The organism is Anabaena sp. PCC 7108 (assembly GCF_000332135.1).
In the GTDB taxonomy this organism is placed as follows: Bacteria; Cyanobacteriota; Cyanobacteriia; order Cyanobacteriales; family Nostocaceae; genus Anabaena.
This window is the reverse complement of record NZ_KB235896.1, coordinates 3,672,039-3,686,039: the sequence shown is the minus strand read 5'-3', so window position 1 is coordinate 3,686,039 and position 14,001 is coordinate 3,672,039. Positions and strand designations below refer to the sequence as shown.

11 protein-coding genes, 1 other RNA gene and 1 pseudogene are annotated in these 14,001 nt (G+C 37.7%); 3 read left to right on the top strand and 10 right to left on the bottom strand.

All coding sequences use genetic code 11. From position 1 onward, the window contains the following. Nucleotides 1–141: 141 nt before the first annotated feature. A complete protein-coding gene (locus ANA7108_RS0117355) occupies nt 142–5,298 on the top strand; it encodes a caspase family protein (RefSeq protein ID WP_016952075.1) in 5,157 nt (1,718 codons plus the stop codon). A 570-nt stretch (nt 5,299–5,868) separates the two neighbouring features. On the opposite strand, the gene ANA7108_RS0117350 is transcribed toward ANA7108_RS0117355, so the two are convergent. From ANA7108_RS0117350 to ANA7108_RS0117315, 9 genes are all read right to left on the bottom strand, one after another. Next, on the bottom strand, nt 5,869–7,137 hold the full coding sequence (locus ANA7108_RS0117350) for an MFS transporter (protein WP_016952074.1): 1,269 nt from the start codon (nt 7,135–7,137) through the stop codon (nt 5,869–5,871). After that, complete coding sequence (locus ANA7108_RS0117345) at nt 7,109–7,561, bottom strand: MarR family winged helix-turn-helix transcriptional regulator (protein WP_016952073.1); 453 nt, start codon at nt 7,559–7,561, stop codon at nt 7,109–7,111. Before ANA7108_RS0117345 ends, ANA7108_RS0117350 begins: the two co-directional genes overlap by 29 nt. A gap of 19 nt (nt 7,562–7,580) precedes the next feature. Further along, a complete protein-coding gene (locus ANA7108_RS0117340) occupies nt 7,581–8,435 on the bottom strand; it encodes an ABC transporter permease (protein ID WP_026104261.1) in 855 nt (284 codons plus the stop codon). Continuing rightward, nucleotides 8,392–9,246 (bottom strand): ATP-binding cassette domain-containing protein, encoded by an 855-nt coding sequence (locus tag ANA7108_RS0117335; protein ID WP_016952071.1) that lies wholly within the window; start codon nt 9,244–9,246, stop codon nt 8,392–8,394. Before ANA7108_RS0117335 ends, ANA7108_RS0117340 begins: the two co-directional genes overlap by 44 nt. Before the next feature lie 194 nt (nt 9,247–9,440). Then, nucleotides 9,441–9,851, bottom strand: coding sequence for a preQ(1) synthase (gene queF, locus ANA7108_RS0117330; protein ID WP_016952070.1), 411 nt, complete (start codon nt 9,849–9,851; stop codon nt 9,441–9,443). A 66-nt stretch (nt 9,852–9,917) separates the two neighbouring features. Then, nucleotides 9,918–10,322, bottom strand: a complete 405-nt coding sequence (locus ANA7108_RS0117325; RefSeq protein WP_016952069.1) for a hypothetical protein — start codon at nt 10,320–10,322, stop codon at nt 9,918–9,920. 152 nt (nt 10,323–10,474) lie between these two features. Beyond that, nucleotides 10,475–10,858 (bottom strand): phasin family protein, encoded by a 384-nt coding sequence (locus ANA7108_RS0117320; protein ID WP_016952068.1) that lies wholly within the window; start codon nt 10,856–10,858, stop codon nt 10,475–10,477. 25 nt (nt 10,859–10,883) lie between these two features. After that, an RNA gene (ffs, locus tag ANA7108_RS28985) (signal recognition particle sRNA small type) lies at nt 10,884–10,980 on the bottom strand. Between the two features lie 37 nt (nt 10,981–11,017). Continuing rightward, nucleotides 11,018–11,284 carry a YciI family protein gene (locus tag ANA7108_RS0117315; protein ID WP_026104260.1) on the bottom strand — a complete coding sequence of 89 codons (267 nt, stop codon included), beginning with the start codon at nt 11,282–11,284 and terminating at the stop codon, nt 11,018–11,020. A 277-nt stretch (nt 11,285–11,561) separates the two neighbouring features. Between ANA7108_RS0117315 and ANA7108_RS29730 the strand changes: the two are divergent. After that, nucleotides 11,562–11,771 (top strand): annotated as a pseudogene (locus ANA7108_RS29730) (peptidoglycan-binding protein); the annotation flags it as partial. Nucleotides 11,772–11,885: 114 nt separating this feature from the next. Next, nucleotides 11,886–12,686 (top strand): peptidoglycan-binding protein, encoded by an 801-nt coding sequence (locus tag ANA7108_RS0117310; RefSeq protein ID WP_026104259.1) that lies wholly within the window; start codon nt 11,886–11,888, stop codon nt 12,684–12,686. A 56-nt stretch (nt 12,687–12,742) separates the two neighbouring features. On the opposite strand, the gene ANA7108_RS0117305 is transcribed toward ANA7108_RS0117310, so the two are convergent. Next, complete coding sequence (locus ANA7108_RS0117305; protein WP_016952065.1) at nt 12,743–13,966, bottom strand: ribulose bisphosphate carboxylase small subunit; 1,224 nt, start codon at nt 13,964–13,966, stop codon at nt 12,743–12,745. Nucleotides 13,967–14,001: the final 35 nt, after the last annotated feature.

Genomic DNA, 14,001 nt, shown 5'->3' with positions numbered 1-14,001 from the left:
GTGACAGCGTAACCAAATAAAATCTTAATCATGTTGGATTTTCTTGTGTCAAACCCCATTCGACTCCAGCAGGGAAACCCGTCTAAAGTGATGATTTCCCAACCTTCAATTTTTATTGAATAAACTTTAAACATAGTATCTATGTGTCCACGCGGTATTACTACCAGTCAATCATATCAAGCTCAAAAAACAATCACTGCTAAACTGTGGTTGTTACTAGTAGGAGTGAACCAATATCAAGATCAAAAACTTCCTCCTTTGCGTTATTCAGCAGTTGATTGTCAGGGATTAGCTGAAGCTTTAACTAGTGCTACTCAGCAGCAATTTTCCCAAACAGAAGTGGTAATTTTTCATGATTTTACTCAAGAATTGCCACTTTTATCAACTGTTACTACCAGTTTAAAACAAATTACTGCTACTGCTCAACCACTAGATACAATTCTCTGTTATTTTTCTGGTCATGGGATCATAAAACCAGAGACACAGGAAGCATTTTTATGTTTAGCAGATACCCAAAAAGATAACATTCAAAATACAGGGTTAGCTGTTAAAGAACTATTACAAATATTAGACAATAGTCGAGCAGAAAATCAGTTGATTTGGCTTGATGCTTGTCATAGCGGTGGAATGACCCTAAAAGGGATAAACCCTACACGGCAATTACTAGAAATACTACAACAACGTGCAGCCAAAAGTAAAGGTTTTTATGCCTTACTTTCATGTGACGTAAACCAGCAATCCTGGGAATTTAGCGAACTAGGACATGGAGTATTTACTTATTATTTAATTCAGGCTTTAAATGGGAAATCTGCAAATGCACAAGGAATGATTTCTGTTGATGGAATTTACAATTATGTTTTTCACCAAACTTTACAATATATAGATAAAATTAATCAGCAATTACGGTTAATTAATCAGCAAAAAAGAGGCAAAGGAGAAACTCAGCTTTTTAGTGAATATCCACTACAAACGCCGAAGCGAATTGTGGAAAGTGTCGGAGAATTAATTTTAGGGAAAATTCCCAAAATTACTGCATCTTATCCTTCCAGAACTGCGTTAGTAATTGCCGGAGGTAGTAACACACAAATAGTACTAGATTTTAGTAAAATATTGGCTAGTGCTGGAGATTTTGAGCTACAGTATTTATCTTATACAGTACCGAAAACATCTGAAAATGTGCAGACAGAAATTCAAGAACTTTTAAATTCAACTACTGAACAACAGCGCACAGCTTTGTTATATTTGTGGGGAAGATTAGAGGAAACTCCCACAGGTGAAGCAGCATTAATTTTATTAGAAGAAATACATTTGAGTCGTTCTTGGTTGCGTCAACAGTTACACCGTTCTCAAGTTACTCAACAAATCATTATTTTAGATTGTCCAGGGGCTGATATTTCGGTTCTTCAAGAATGGGTAGAAGATTTACAAATTGGTACTGTAAAAGGACAATGTATTATTGCTGCAAACTCTCCGAAAAATAATTCTGAACAATTTATAGAAGCACTCAGTAATACTTTAAAATCAGTATCTCAACCCTCTGGTTTATCGGTAGCTGGTTGGATTACTCAATTACAAGTATATCTAGCTGGGCTGTTAAATTTGCAAATTTGGCTTTCAGGTATACAGGGAGTCATAGAAATAATTCCCGCAACTATTGGTACACGAACTCAAAAATCAGGATTAGATTTAAAAATTTGTCCTTACCGAGGTTTACGCGCTTTTAGCGAAGGAGACGCACAGTTTTTTTATGGCCGAGAATCTTTAACTCAACAATTAATTAATGAATTAGGAAAGAAATCTTTTTTGGCTGTAGTCGGTGCTTCTGGTAGTGGTAAGTCTTCTGTAGTTAATGCAGGATTAATTGCTAAATTACGTTTAGGTAAACAACTTCCTGGGAGTGATTCTTGGTTGATAAAAAGTTTACGCCCTGGTTCACTTCCTTTAGAAGCCTTAGTACAGAAACTTGCAAATATACGAACTACAGAAAATGAAACTTCTAGTTCTCCACACCTCTTGTTAGAAGGAATGTTATATCAAGGTGTAGAAGGTTTTGTTTATTGGTTACGTAACAGACCAGAACCAATGATAGTTTTGGTAATTGACCAATTTGAAGAATTATTTACTCTTGCACCAACTGAAGATAGAAACAAATTTTTAGAATTGATTTTGGGGGCGTTAGAATATGCACCGGATAGGTTTAAATTAGTAATTACTTTAAGGGCTGATTTTATTTCTCCTTGTTTAGAAGTTCCAGAATTAGCTAATTTATTACAAAATTCTAGTGTTTTAGTTCCACCAAAATTGAGTGATGATGATTATCGCCGTGTTATTGTTAACCCAGCAGAACAAGTAGGTTTAAAAGTAGAAGCGGGACTGGTAGAAATTTTGTTACAGGAATTAAATCATTCCGCAGGAGATTTACCACTTTTAGAATTTGTGTTGGAACAGTTGTGGGAATTTCGTCAAGAGGGTGAGTTAACTTTAACGGCTTATCAGCAGCAAGTAGAAGGAATTAAAGGTGCGTTGGAAAGAAAAGCACAAGCAGTTTATGAAAGTTTAGATAAGTCGGCGCAAGAGTGTACCCGCTGGATTTTTCTGTCATTAACCCAATTGGGAGAAGGAACGGAAGATACCAGACGCAGGGTTTTTAAATCTGAGTTGGTGGTGAACAAATATCCCGCAGCTTTGATAGATAGAACTCTGCAAACTTTAACTGCGGGAAAATTGGTAGTGGTGAATGTAGAAGAGGAGATAGGAAGTGGAAAAGGTACAGAGATACAACCGCTTCCCTCAACGGGTTTGGTGACAATTGAAGTAGCCCATGAAATTTTGATTCGTCATTGGTCAACATTACGCTGGTGGTTGGAGGAAAATCGTAGTAGACTGCGATCGCAACGCCAAATTGAACAAGCTGCTAGTTTATGGAAACATCACCACGAACAAGCTGATTTTTTGTTACAGGGTATTCGTTTGGCTGAAGCTGAAGAAATATATGTTAAATATACAGATGAATTATCTCAAGCTGTCCAACACTTTATTGCTGCTTGTTTAGAAGCTAGAAAACAACAAGAATTTGAGCAAAAAAAGCGCCTCAAACAAGCACAAAGGGCTGTCGCAGTTATTAGTATTTTAGGAATTTCTGCTAGTGTTTTAGGTGGTTTTGCATATTTCCAAAAACAAGCAGCCGAGTTTCGAGAAATTTCGGCTTTGAATGCTTCATCAACAGCATTATTATTATCTAATCAACAATTAGAATCTGTAATTGCTAGTCTGAAAGCTGGACGAGAACTTAAATCAGTTTTTGTACCAGGGAAGGATATTCAAATCGCAACTGCGGCTACTTTACAACAAGCTATTCAGCAAACTCAAGAAATAAATCGTTTGCAAGGTCATAGTCAACAAGTTAATGCAGTTAAGTTTAGCCCAGATGGTAAAAAATTGGCTTCTGCAAGTGATGATAAAACGGTAAAAATTTGGGATTTTCAGGGAAAGTTAATCACAACTTTTACAGGTTTTGAAAATAGAGTTACAGCAATTCATTTTAGTCCAGATGGTAAGTTATTGGCTGTTAGTGAAGGTCATAATATTAAAATCTACACTCTTGATAGTAGGTTAATTTATGAATTAGTTGGACATACTGATAATATTACTGATATCAGTTTTAGCCATGATGGTAAATTAATTGTTTCTAGTAGTTTAGATAAAACGATTAAATTATGGCGTGTTAATGGTACTTTAATTAAAACATGGAATCCTGATAATGGTTGGGTAAATACTGTTAGCTTTAGTCCTGATGACAAAATTATTGCTTCTGGTGGTGAAGATAATTTGGTCAAACTTTGGCAAACTAACAATGGTAAGCTAATTAAAATTTTATCTGGACATCAAGGACGTATTACTAAAGTTAAATTTAGCCCCAATGGTAAATATATCGCTTCTGCTAGTGGTGATAAAACTATTAAACTTTGGGATAATCAAGGTGAATTATTACAAACTTTAGCAGGACATAGTGAACAAATAAATAGTATTGATTTTAGCCCAGATAATCAAATTATATCTTCTGCCTCTGCTGATAATAATATCAAATTTTGGCGTTTAGATGGTAGTTTATTAACTACTTTGAAAGGTCATGGTGAACAAGTTAGAGATGTGAGTTTTAGTCTAGATGGTAAATATATCGCTTCTGCAAGTGCTGATAAAACTATTAGATTCTGGCAAGTAATACTTACTCCTTTTCTATTAGAAGAATATGGATTAAATGAACCGCAAAGACGCGTTCACGAAGTGTCTCGAAGAGAAGAGCGCGTTCGCGTAGCGTCTCGAAGAGAAGAAAGAAGAAAGAAGAAAGAAGGGAGTAATCAATTTCAAGTTGAGGATATTAATAGTGTGAATTTTAGTAAAAATAGAGTCCTTGCTGCTGCTGGTTGGGATGGAAAAGTGAGCATTTGGCAAAAAGATCAGGTTACTAAATTTCAAGCTCATAAAGATATTATCAATGCAGTAAGTTTTAGTAATGATGGTAAAATCTTAGCCACCGCAAGTGCTGATAAAACTGTTAAAATCTGGAATTCTCAAAATTATCAACTCCTGAAAACAATTACCGGACATCAAAACCGAGTTACAAGTATTAGTTTTAGTCCAGATAATCAAATGCTTGCTTCTGGTAGTGCTGACAAAACCATTAAACTTTGGCGTTTAGCTGATGGTAAATTATTAAAAACATTCACAGGACATACTGATGAAGTGACAAGTGTTGATTTTAGTCCTGACAGTCAAATGATAGTTTCTGGTAGTTTTGATAATACGGTAAAACTTTGGCGAATAGATGGTACTTTAGTTAGAGATTGTATAGGACATAGTTTAGCTATTTCATCTGTAAAATTTAGTCCTGATGGTAAAATTATTGCTGCTGCTAGTTGGGACAATTCTATCAAAATCTGGAATGTAGCTACAGGAAAACTAATAAATACTTTCAGCGGACATAATGACGGTGTAACTAGTCTCAGTTTTACTACTGACAGTCAGATTTTAGCTTCTGGAAGTGCTGACCATACTATCAAATTATGGAATGTGGAAACAGGTGCATTAATCAAAACTTTATTAGGATATCCAAATCAAATTAACAGTATTAGCTTCAGTTCTGACAACAAAATATTAGTGAGTGGTGGTAAAAATGCTGGGGTAATGGTGTGGGATTTAGATTTAGATGATTTGTTGGGAAGAGGATGTGCAAAGATAAAAAACTATCTTCAGAATAATCCAAATGTGAGAGAAGATGAACGTCATATTTGCAATTAATTATTCCGGTTAATTATTCCGGTTAATTAATGCTGTATTTCCGATTGTGGGTTAAAAGAATTACAAAAGAAGGGAACAGGGAACAGGGAACAAATAAAAAACTTTAGTTCTGAGTTTAAAGCTCAGTCAAAAAACAGTGTCATTATTTCAATCTCATGTTTTTAAACATGAGTTTTTTCTGTTAAGAATTGCCCATTAAGAGTTACCTCTGAAGTAGGGAACGTAAATCATGCCTACGTAAAGCCAGATATTCAGCTAAATTTAAGGCATTAATAAGAAACTCAGGACGGTGTGCGATCGCCACGGGTTACAATGGTTAAAGGTAGCTTGTCCTAGGGTTTCAACTATTATAAGTAATTGGACAAAAATATTTACAGTCATTGCGAGCGAAGCGAAGCAATCCCAGCCCTTGCGATTGCGTCATTCCACTGCGTTCCATTCGCAATGACATTGTGTAATTAATTCTGTCCTAGTACTTATAGCAACAGACAGGGCAGTTAGGACACAAACTGATTATAAAACCTAGACACCAAAAGAGTTTTCAGACTGTCACCTGTTAAGAGTCACCTGCTATAAATCCTCATGCACTGCCCCCAACTTGCGGATCTCCGGCCAAATCATCGCCGTAGCCACCACCACCAAAATCGTCCCAATACCCCCACCAACAACAGACAACACCGGACCAAATAAAGCCGCAGTCAAACCAGACTCAAAACCCCCCAACTCATTGGAAGCACTGATAAATACACTATTGATAGCCGCAACTCGACCTCGTAAATGGTCAGGAGTGCGAATTTGTACCAAGGTATGACGAATGACTACGCTAATGCTGTCTAATGCCCCACTTAATGCCAACATTAATAATGACAACCACACCCAACGGGATAATCCAAAAATAATTGTCACAATCCCAAAGCCAACAACCGACCAAAGCAACGCTGGACCGGCTTTGCGGATAGGTGGTAAATATACCAACAATCCGCCCATAATCAATGCACCTATAGATGGAGCCGCTTGTAAATAGCCTAATTCCACAGGCCCCACGTGTAGAATATCTTTAGCAAAAACGGGTAATAATGCTACTGCACCACCTAACAAGACTGCAAATAAATCTAGGGTAATGGCTGCCAGAATTAGTTGATTATTCCAAACAAACTCAGCACCCGCAGCCAGGGATTTCAGGGATATTGGTTCTTTGACAAAGTTGGTTTTTTGGGGTTTGATTGCTGCGGTGAGACAAAAACATAATAGTGCCGCCAAGGCTGACAATATATATACCCATGTCGCACTCCTAAAAAGAGCTATGCTAAATCCTCCCAAAGCCGGACCAATTACCGACGCTATATGAAAGGTACTACTATTCCAAGTGGCTGCATTGGTAAAAGCACTTGTTGGTATTAACTGCCACATCAGCGCATCACCGGCAGGTTTGAGAAATGCCCTGGCTACACCTGTTAATAATAAACAGGCATAAACTAGAAAGACTGCACTTTGAAAATAGGAAATAACCGCTAAAGCTATTGAACAAAGGCTTAATAGTAAAATTGAGCATAAAGTAATCTTTTTCCGGTCATTTTTATCAGCAAAGTGTCCCGTTATCAAAGTCAGCGCAATCATTGGTAAAACTTGCATCAGACCTATCAAACCTAATACCATCGCTGAATTCGTCCGTTCATATAGCTCCCAACCCAAGGCCACGGTTTGCATTTGTCCGGCGGTAAAGAGGAGTACACGTCCAATGGTAAATAGCCGATAATCTCGAAATCGTATGGCTGCAAAAGGATCGTGTTGTGCAGCCTGATTGTTATGGTTATTTGGTTTCTGTTTGCTCGAAGACATTTTTTAGTAGAGTCAAGCCGGATTCGATATGTGATACTTGCTCTGGTGTCAAACCCTCTAGAATCTCTGAAATTTCAGTACGAGTTTTTTCCTGGGATTGCTCCAACAACTGTTTTCCTGTCTTTGTCAAATTCAGGACTACTCGTCGTCGTTCTTGAGGGTTATCAGTGCGTTGCACCAGATGACGTTGGACTAATCTTTCGATAGTTGTTGATGCTGTGGCACAGGTGACACCGAGATGATCTGCTACCTCAGATAAAGAAGCACCAGGTTTGTGATTGAGAAATGAGAGCGATCGCAACTGAGATATAGATAAAGAGTCAGCACTATGAGTCCGCATCTCTGCTCGGATAAACCGAATCAATAATGGGACTGTTTCCATCACCCTAGCGGCACATTCTTCAGAGAGTTTATCCAAACTCATAAAACTATTTTTCTCCAGATTACATCACCACCCGTGGATAAAGTCGTCCACAAATCCAGATCAAAATTATTAATGTTAGCAAGAGAATTGTGCAGTCTAACCCAAACCCATAAATACTTGAGCCATTTACCAGCATTGCACCGCGTAAGGCATCCACTTGATAAGTCAAAGGATTCAATCGGGAAATGAGCTGTAACCAATTGGGCATTAGTGAAATAGGATAGATCGCATTACTGGCAAAAAACAATGGCATAGTCATCAATTGCCCAATTCCCATAACCCTTTCCCGTGATTTTACTAAACAGCCAATGATGAGTGAAAAAGTACAAAAACAACCTGCTCCCAAAAATATGATGATCACTACTTGTAAAAAAGCCCAAGGATTGAGATTGAGATGTACGCCTAACAACAATGCTAAAATGTAAATAAATATCACTTGGGAAAAGCAACGAATACCAGCAGCAAATGCTTTACCCATCACAATCGCTGCGCGGGGTATGGGAGCAGCCAAGAATTTATGCAAAATCCCTACATCACGTTCCCAAATTAATGCCATTCCCCCAGAAAAAATAGCAACAAACAGCACACTCTGAGCCAAAATACCCGGAGTTATAAAATCTAAGTAAGGAATATTACCTGTAGGAATAGCGCGAGTTCGGGTAAATACTTGCCCAAATATCAGCAGCCATAAAGCTGGTTGTATAGCCCGAATCACTAAATTACTAGGATCATGACGGAGTTTCCGCACTTCCAATTCAGTAATCACTAGGGTTTTGGTAAATAGTTCTTTAATGGCATAAAAAATGCCCTTAGGGCGATTATATCTTGTTTCAGCCCAACCTTTGAGTGGCACGTCTAGTTCTTGCGGTTTCACGATAACTCACTCCTGATACTAATTTATTTCCTGCATAGTGGATGAAAACATCATCTAAGGTTGCGTCTGGTTTTTCTATAGCTGCTTTTAAGTCTGCGGGTGAACCAGTGATCATCTCTCTACCCTGGTTCATAATCACTACTCGGTGACAAAGATGATCGGCTTCTTCTAAAAAGTGGGTAGTTAAAAAGATAGTTGTGCCAAAATTTACCCGTAATTCTTCCATCAGCTGCCATACTTGCGTTCTGGCAACGGGATCTAATCCTACAGTTGGCTCATCTAGAAATAATATTTGCGGTTGATGTAATATGGCTTGAGCAATTTCTAATTTACGAATCATCCCTCCAGAGTAAGTACCAACTAAGCGATGTGCCACATCCTCCAAACCCATGAATTCAAGCACTTCCGCAATTTGCTGTTTTCTCCGTCGAGAGGGAATATCGTACAATTTAGAGAATATTAACAGATTTTCATAACCCGTCAAACTACCATCTGCGGATAAAGCCTGGGGTACATAACCTATTACTCTTCTGACTGCATCAGGTTGACGAGTCACATCATAACCGGCTAGGTGTGCTTTCCCGCTACTGGCTGGTAGCAAGGTAGTTAACATCTTAATTACTGTACTTTTCCCTGCTCCATTCGGACCGAGTAAACCAAAAACTTCTCCCGCTGTTACGGAAATATTTAACGCATCAACGGCTGTAAACTTTTCAAATCGACGTGTCAGTTCCAATGTTTGCAATATTACTGGCTTTGGAACTTGTGCAGGTATTTCCGCAGATTCTGTTTTTCCCGTAAGTTTCGTCACGAGTAGGATTTACTTCCTTATTCAAATAATTAGATTCCCTAAATATTAGTTTGCCATATATTCTCTAAAAGTCAAGAGCTTGTTTCATAACAAATCTCCTGAGATGGCTTTGCTAAGTAAAAATATCAGTAGGGTTTTATTCAGTTGGAGTTAAGATTTTTGTATTTTTTTTAATACCTCTGTCCAAATATCTTTTACTTTTGATGTCTTACCTCAACCACTGTATGAACATTCCCACGAGGAGTAAAATCTGTCTTCACAGTTACTTCTAAAGGGTCACAAGCCGCAACAAAATCATCTAAAATTTGATTAGCTGTTTCTTCGTGAGAAATATAGCGATCGCGGTAGCTGTTAATATAAAGTTTCAAAGCCTTTAACTCTACCACTCGTTCATCAGGTATGTAAGAAATATATATCGTTGCAAAATCAGGATAACCAGAAAATGGGCATTTACAGGTAAATTCTGGCAAACTAATATCTATAGTATAACGCCGACCTACACGCGGATTTGGAAATGTAATTAGTTTTCCTTCCTCAATCTCGCGTTCACCATATTTCATTTCTTGACTAGCTGGGGTTACAGTCTCAGGTAAGGAACTACTCATAAAATTATGCCTTATGCCAAAAAAATGCAGAGATTCATAAACATTAATTTAACACTTATTACTCACTCATAATTCAGTCCCCTTTTCCCAGTCTGGACAACTTATATCGTCCCAACCAGTTGGGTGCATAGCACAAACTAACAAATTACCGCCATAAACTTGACCATGATAATTGCTACAACCTATGCAAGCAGAATTATTTTCTGTTGTAGCTGCAACTGAGTAAGGAAAACCCGGATCTACATCGGCTACTACGTCTTCCAGTTCCCAGTAAATTTCCATAAGTGGTTCAGCCAATTCCTGTAAATACTGATCAATCTCAGTGCCAATATTGGTGCTTACTTGCTCAGTAATTTCTTCCGTTAGTTCAAAAAATGCATCAACCATGTCATTTATTCCTAGGAAGAAGCGCTCTACTTCATCACTCACAGTTTCGATTATGTCTATTAAATCTTTTTGCCACGGTTCCATAAAACTAACGCCCTTAGTGCCTACAAATAGAGCGCTTGATTAGGCTTGGTTTGTGGTGCTAAAATACACATTGATACACATTAACCCAGCTTTAAGTATCACGCTATTTCTAACTTACCGACTGTGCTGATGATCAAAGCAAAATATAGATGTTACTGATCATGTTTCAATTTTTCTAGCTGCTTTTGCAGTTCTAAAACTTGTTCCCGTAAATGATCAACATTTTCAGGTGCAGCTTGTTTCACAGTTGGTTCTTCATCTACCTCCAAAATTTCGATGCGACGAGGTTCAGAAGGGGCTGTTTTTTCAGGCTGTGTACTAGATGTTGCGGGCTGCTGGGCTTGCTTCATCATCTCTTCTACGAAACGACGAGCTTCTTCGGTGTTCATTTCGCCCTTAGCCACCATTTCATCAGCTAGTTTTTGGACTTGCGATCGCAGTTCAGTTAATTTCCCCCCAGCTTTTTCGCCAGCGTAAGAAGCTAACCCAACACCGAGGTAAAAAGCTTTTTGAACAATATCTCCAAAACCAGGCATTGCTGTAGAGCGCTCCTAAAAATGGGGCGACCCGGAGACTACGCCTACCACAAGCATCCCGTATTGCTGCTACCTTCCGGTCCTGACAAGATTTGGGCGTTGAAGTCGCATAGATCCAGGTCTTCTATAAGAATAACATCAAAAGTCAGTAATTGTGTGTCATTCCATAACAATTTTCCATTCGTAAAGCTGATAACTGACACAACCGTTCTGTACCAAGGGATCACCAGCCACTATCGCCTGTGCTTCATCCATTGATGCCGCTTCAAACAGCATCATCCCACCTCCCCGTTGAGACCAATAGCCTGTTTTAGCTTTATGTCCTTTGTTTATCAAGTCTTGTACATAAGCTCTGTGGGCGGGTACATATTGATCAAAGGTGGTTTTATCCACTTTACCTGCTTCAATCTTTACAAACCAAGGCATATCAATTTTAAATTGTAGATTAGCAATCTCTCGTCTAGCACAAATGATCATGATTTGTTATCGTATTTGTGCTAATTCATAGATTTGGATAATTTATGTAATATCTCAGTACAAATCATTACACATTTACTCTTCACTAGAGATTTAATAATTTAAAGCAGCCAGTATGTTGATTTTTTTTACGAAGATTTACCTGAAAGATATTATTAGCTAGATACTAATGATGGATTATTTGGAAAATAAGGTTTCCAAAAATTAACCGTGTAAGGAAAGCATCATGACAACACCCTTAATCCTCAGTATCAATGAAATTCTCAAAAAAGGTTCTCAAGGTCCAAAAGTTGAACAGCTACAAAGAATTTTAACAGATTTGAAATTTAATCCTGGTCAAATAGATGGTGATTTTGGTAATAAGACTGTTGCAGCAGTACAACAATTTCAACAACAACAGGGTTTAATAGCAGATGGAGTAGTAGGAGAAATAACTCAAAATGCTTTAAATAAATCTCTGAAAAACTTCATAGTCATACCAAATAAATCTCAAGAAGCAGCAGTAGTTGCGGAAATAAGTACGAATGCTTCATTCTCTGAAAAACCACCTATTTCTGAACTTTATCTTATTAATGAAATTCTCAAAAAAGGTTCTCAAGGTTCAAAAGTTGAACAGCTACAAAGAATTTTAACAGATTTGAAATTTAATCCTGGTCAAATAGATGGTGATTTTGGTAATAAGACTGTTGCAGCAGTACAACAATTTCAACAACAACAGGGTTTAATAGCAGATGGAGTAGTAGGAGAAATAACTCAAAATGCTTTAAATAAATCTCTCAAAAACTTCATAGTCACACCAAATAAATCCCAAGAACCAGCAGTAGTTCAGGAAATAAGTCTCAATACTAATCTAACAGGTCTTTATGGTGGTTCATCTGGAAAAGTACCCCTTCCTGGAGTTGCGCTGATTAAAGAATTTGAAGGGTTATTTCTCAAAGCTTATCCTGATCCTCTCTCTGGAGGTAAACCTATCACCATTGGTTGGGGAACTACTCGCAAAAAAGATGGTAGTGAATGGAAATTAGGTGAAACAATTACCAAAGCAGAAGCAGAAGAAATTTTAATTCTACAGTTAGAAACTAAGTATTTACCACCTCTAACCAAAATTCCCGTTTGGAATGAATTAAACGTCAATCAACAGGGTGCTTTATTGAGTTTTGCTTATAATTTGGGCGCTAATTTTTATGGTAGTTCCAACTTCCAAAGTATGACTAGAGTTTTGAGAGATAAGAAGTGGGATGAGATTGAAACAACTTTTCTAAAATATAGGAATCCGGGCAGCAATGTAGAAGCAGGATTAAAACGGAGAAGACAGGCAGAAGCTAAACTGTTTTTAACACCAATTAGCTAATTTTAAATTAAATTAGAGACGTTTGATAGAACGTCTCTACATCCAAACAATACTAATTACTTGCCATTCGGACGCTGAATAATCGTTTCGACTACTCTACGCTTTGCTTGCGGATCAATTCCTACTAAGCGAACATACTCACCACTATATTCAGATAAACAAGATTCTAAAGTAGAAATAGCATCGGAATGGGCATCAATATTAAAAGAACCACAACTTTGCCAAGAACCAGTACGAAAACGCCGATCATCAACGTGTTCAATCCCAATTTTGTAACCTTGAGATAAAATTTGGCGAACTTGTTCTTGAGTTTCTAAAGTTAAATGAGTAGTTTGATTAACCACAGGTTTACTAACTGAAATTTCTGCAACTGGTGAAGTTACTTGAGAACCTTTACCTCGATTTAAGCGATTATATTCATCAACTAAATGAGAAGTTTCCACCCGTTTTTGTTCACCCACCATAAATTTACCAGACTCAATTAAATGAGATAACGTAAAATCTGGCTTGGTAAATACTGGTGGTCCTTCCAGACTATTCACAACCCGCAAAGAAACATTTTCAAAACCAATTTGATGGATAAAATGACGGATTTGTTCATCATAAATTCGAGAACGCAAAGCACTAAAAAAGTCAATTGATTGATTAGGAAAAGTATCAACTAATTGTGCGATTTCTTTTTGTGAAAGTCCATCAGGTGCAAAGATTCCCCCCACAATTCCTACCTTATCATCGCGGTTAGGTTCCCAGTAAAATTTATCCATTCTCCCATCACGAATTAATGGTGCGTAGAGAGTAGAAAAATCATTTCCTGTGACAATAATCGGTACACGACACAAAGGATTTGAGTCATAACTTCCCGGTAACTGGACATCTGTGGGATTATCAGCAATATTCATCAGTGTGGCATTTACCAACTGGGTATTTACTGTATACTGAGTTCCTTCATCAAAGCGTCCTGCACCTGCATCTAAATCATTAATCATCAGTACGCACATTTTCCCTCGCACTTTGATTAATTCTGCTGTTTCTCGATAACGCAACCGAATTAACCGCGCAGGATCTCCAGCATCTGGACTTTCTAATTCTCCTCCAGAGATCAAAGTCACTTCAATACCCATTTTTTCAAAGACTAACTCGCATTGAAAGGATTTTCCCTCTCCTTTGCGGCCATGAATTCCTAAAATCAGAGGAACTCGAATACCAGGAATATTTAAGAAATTTTTGGTGATATGAACTGCAAGTTTATCAAGAAAGCTAGGAGCAATATAGTAACTCATAGAATTATCCTTGGTGATGATTTATTTAAATCATC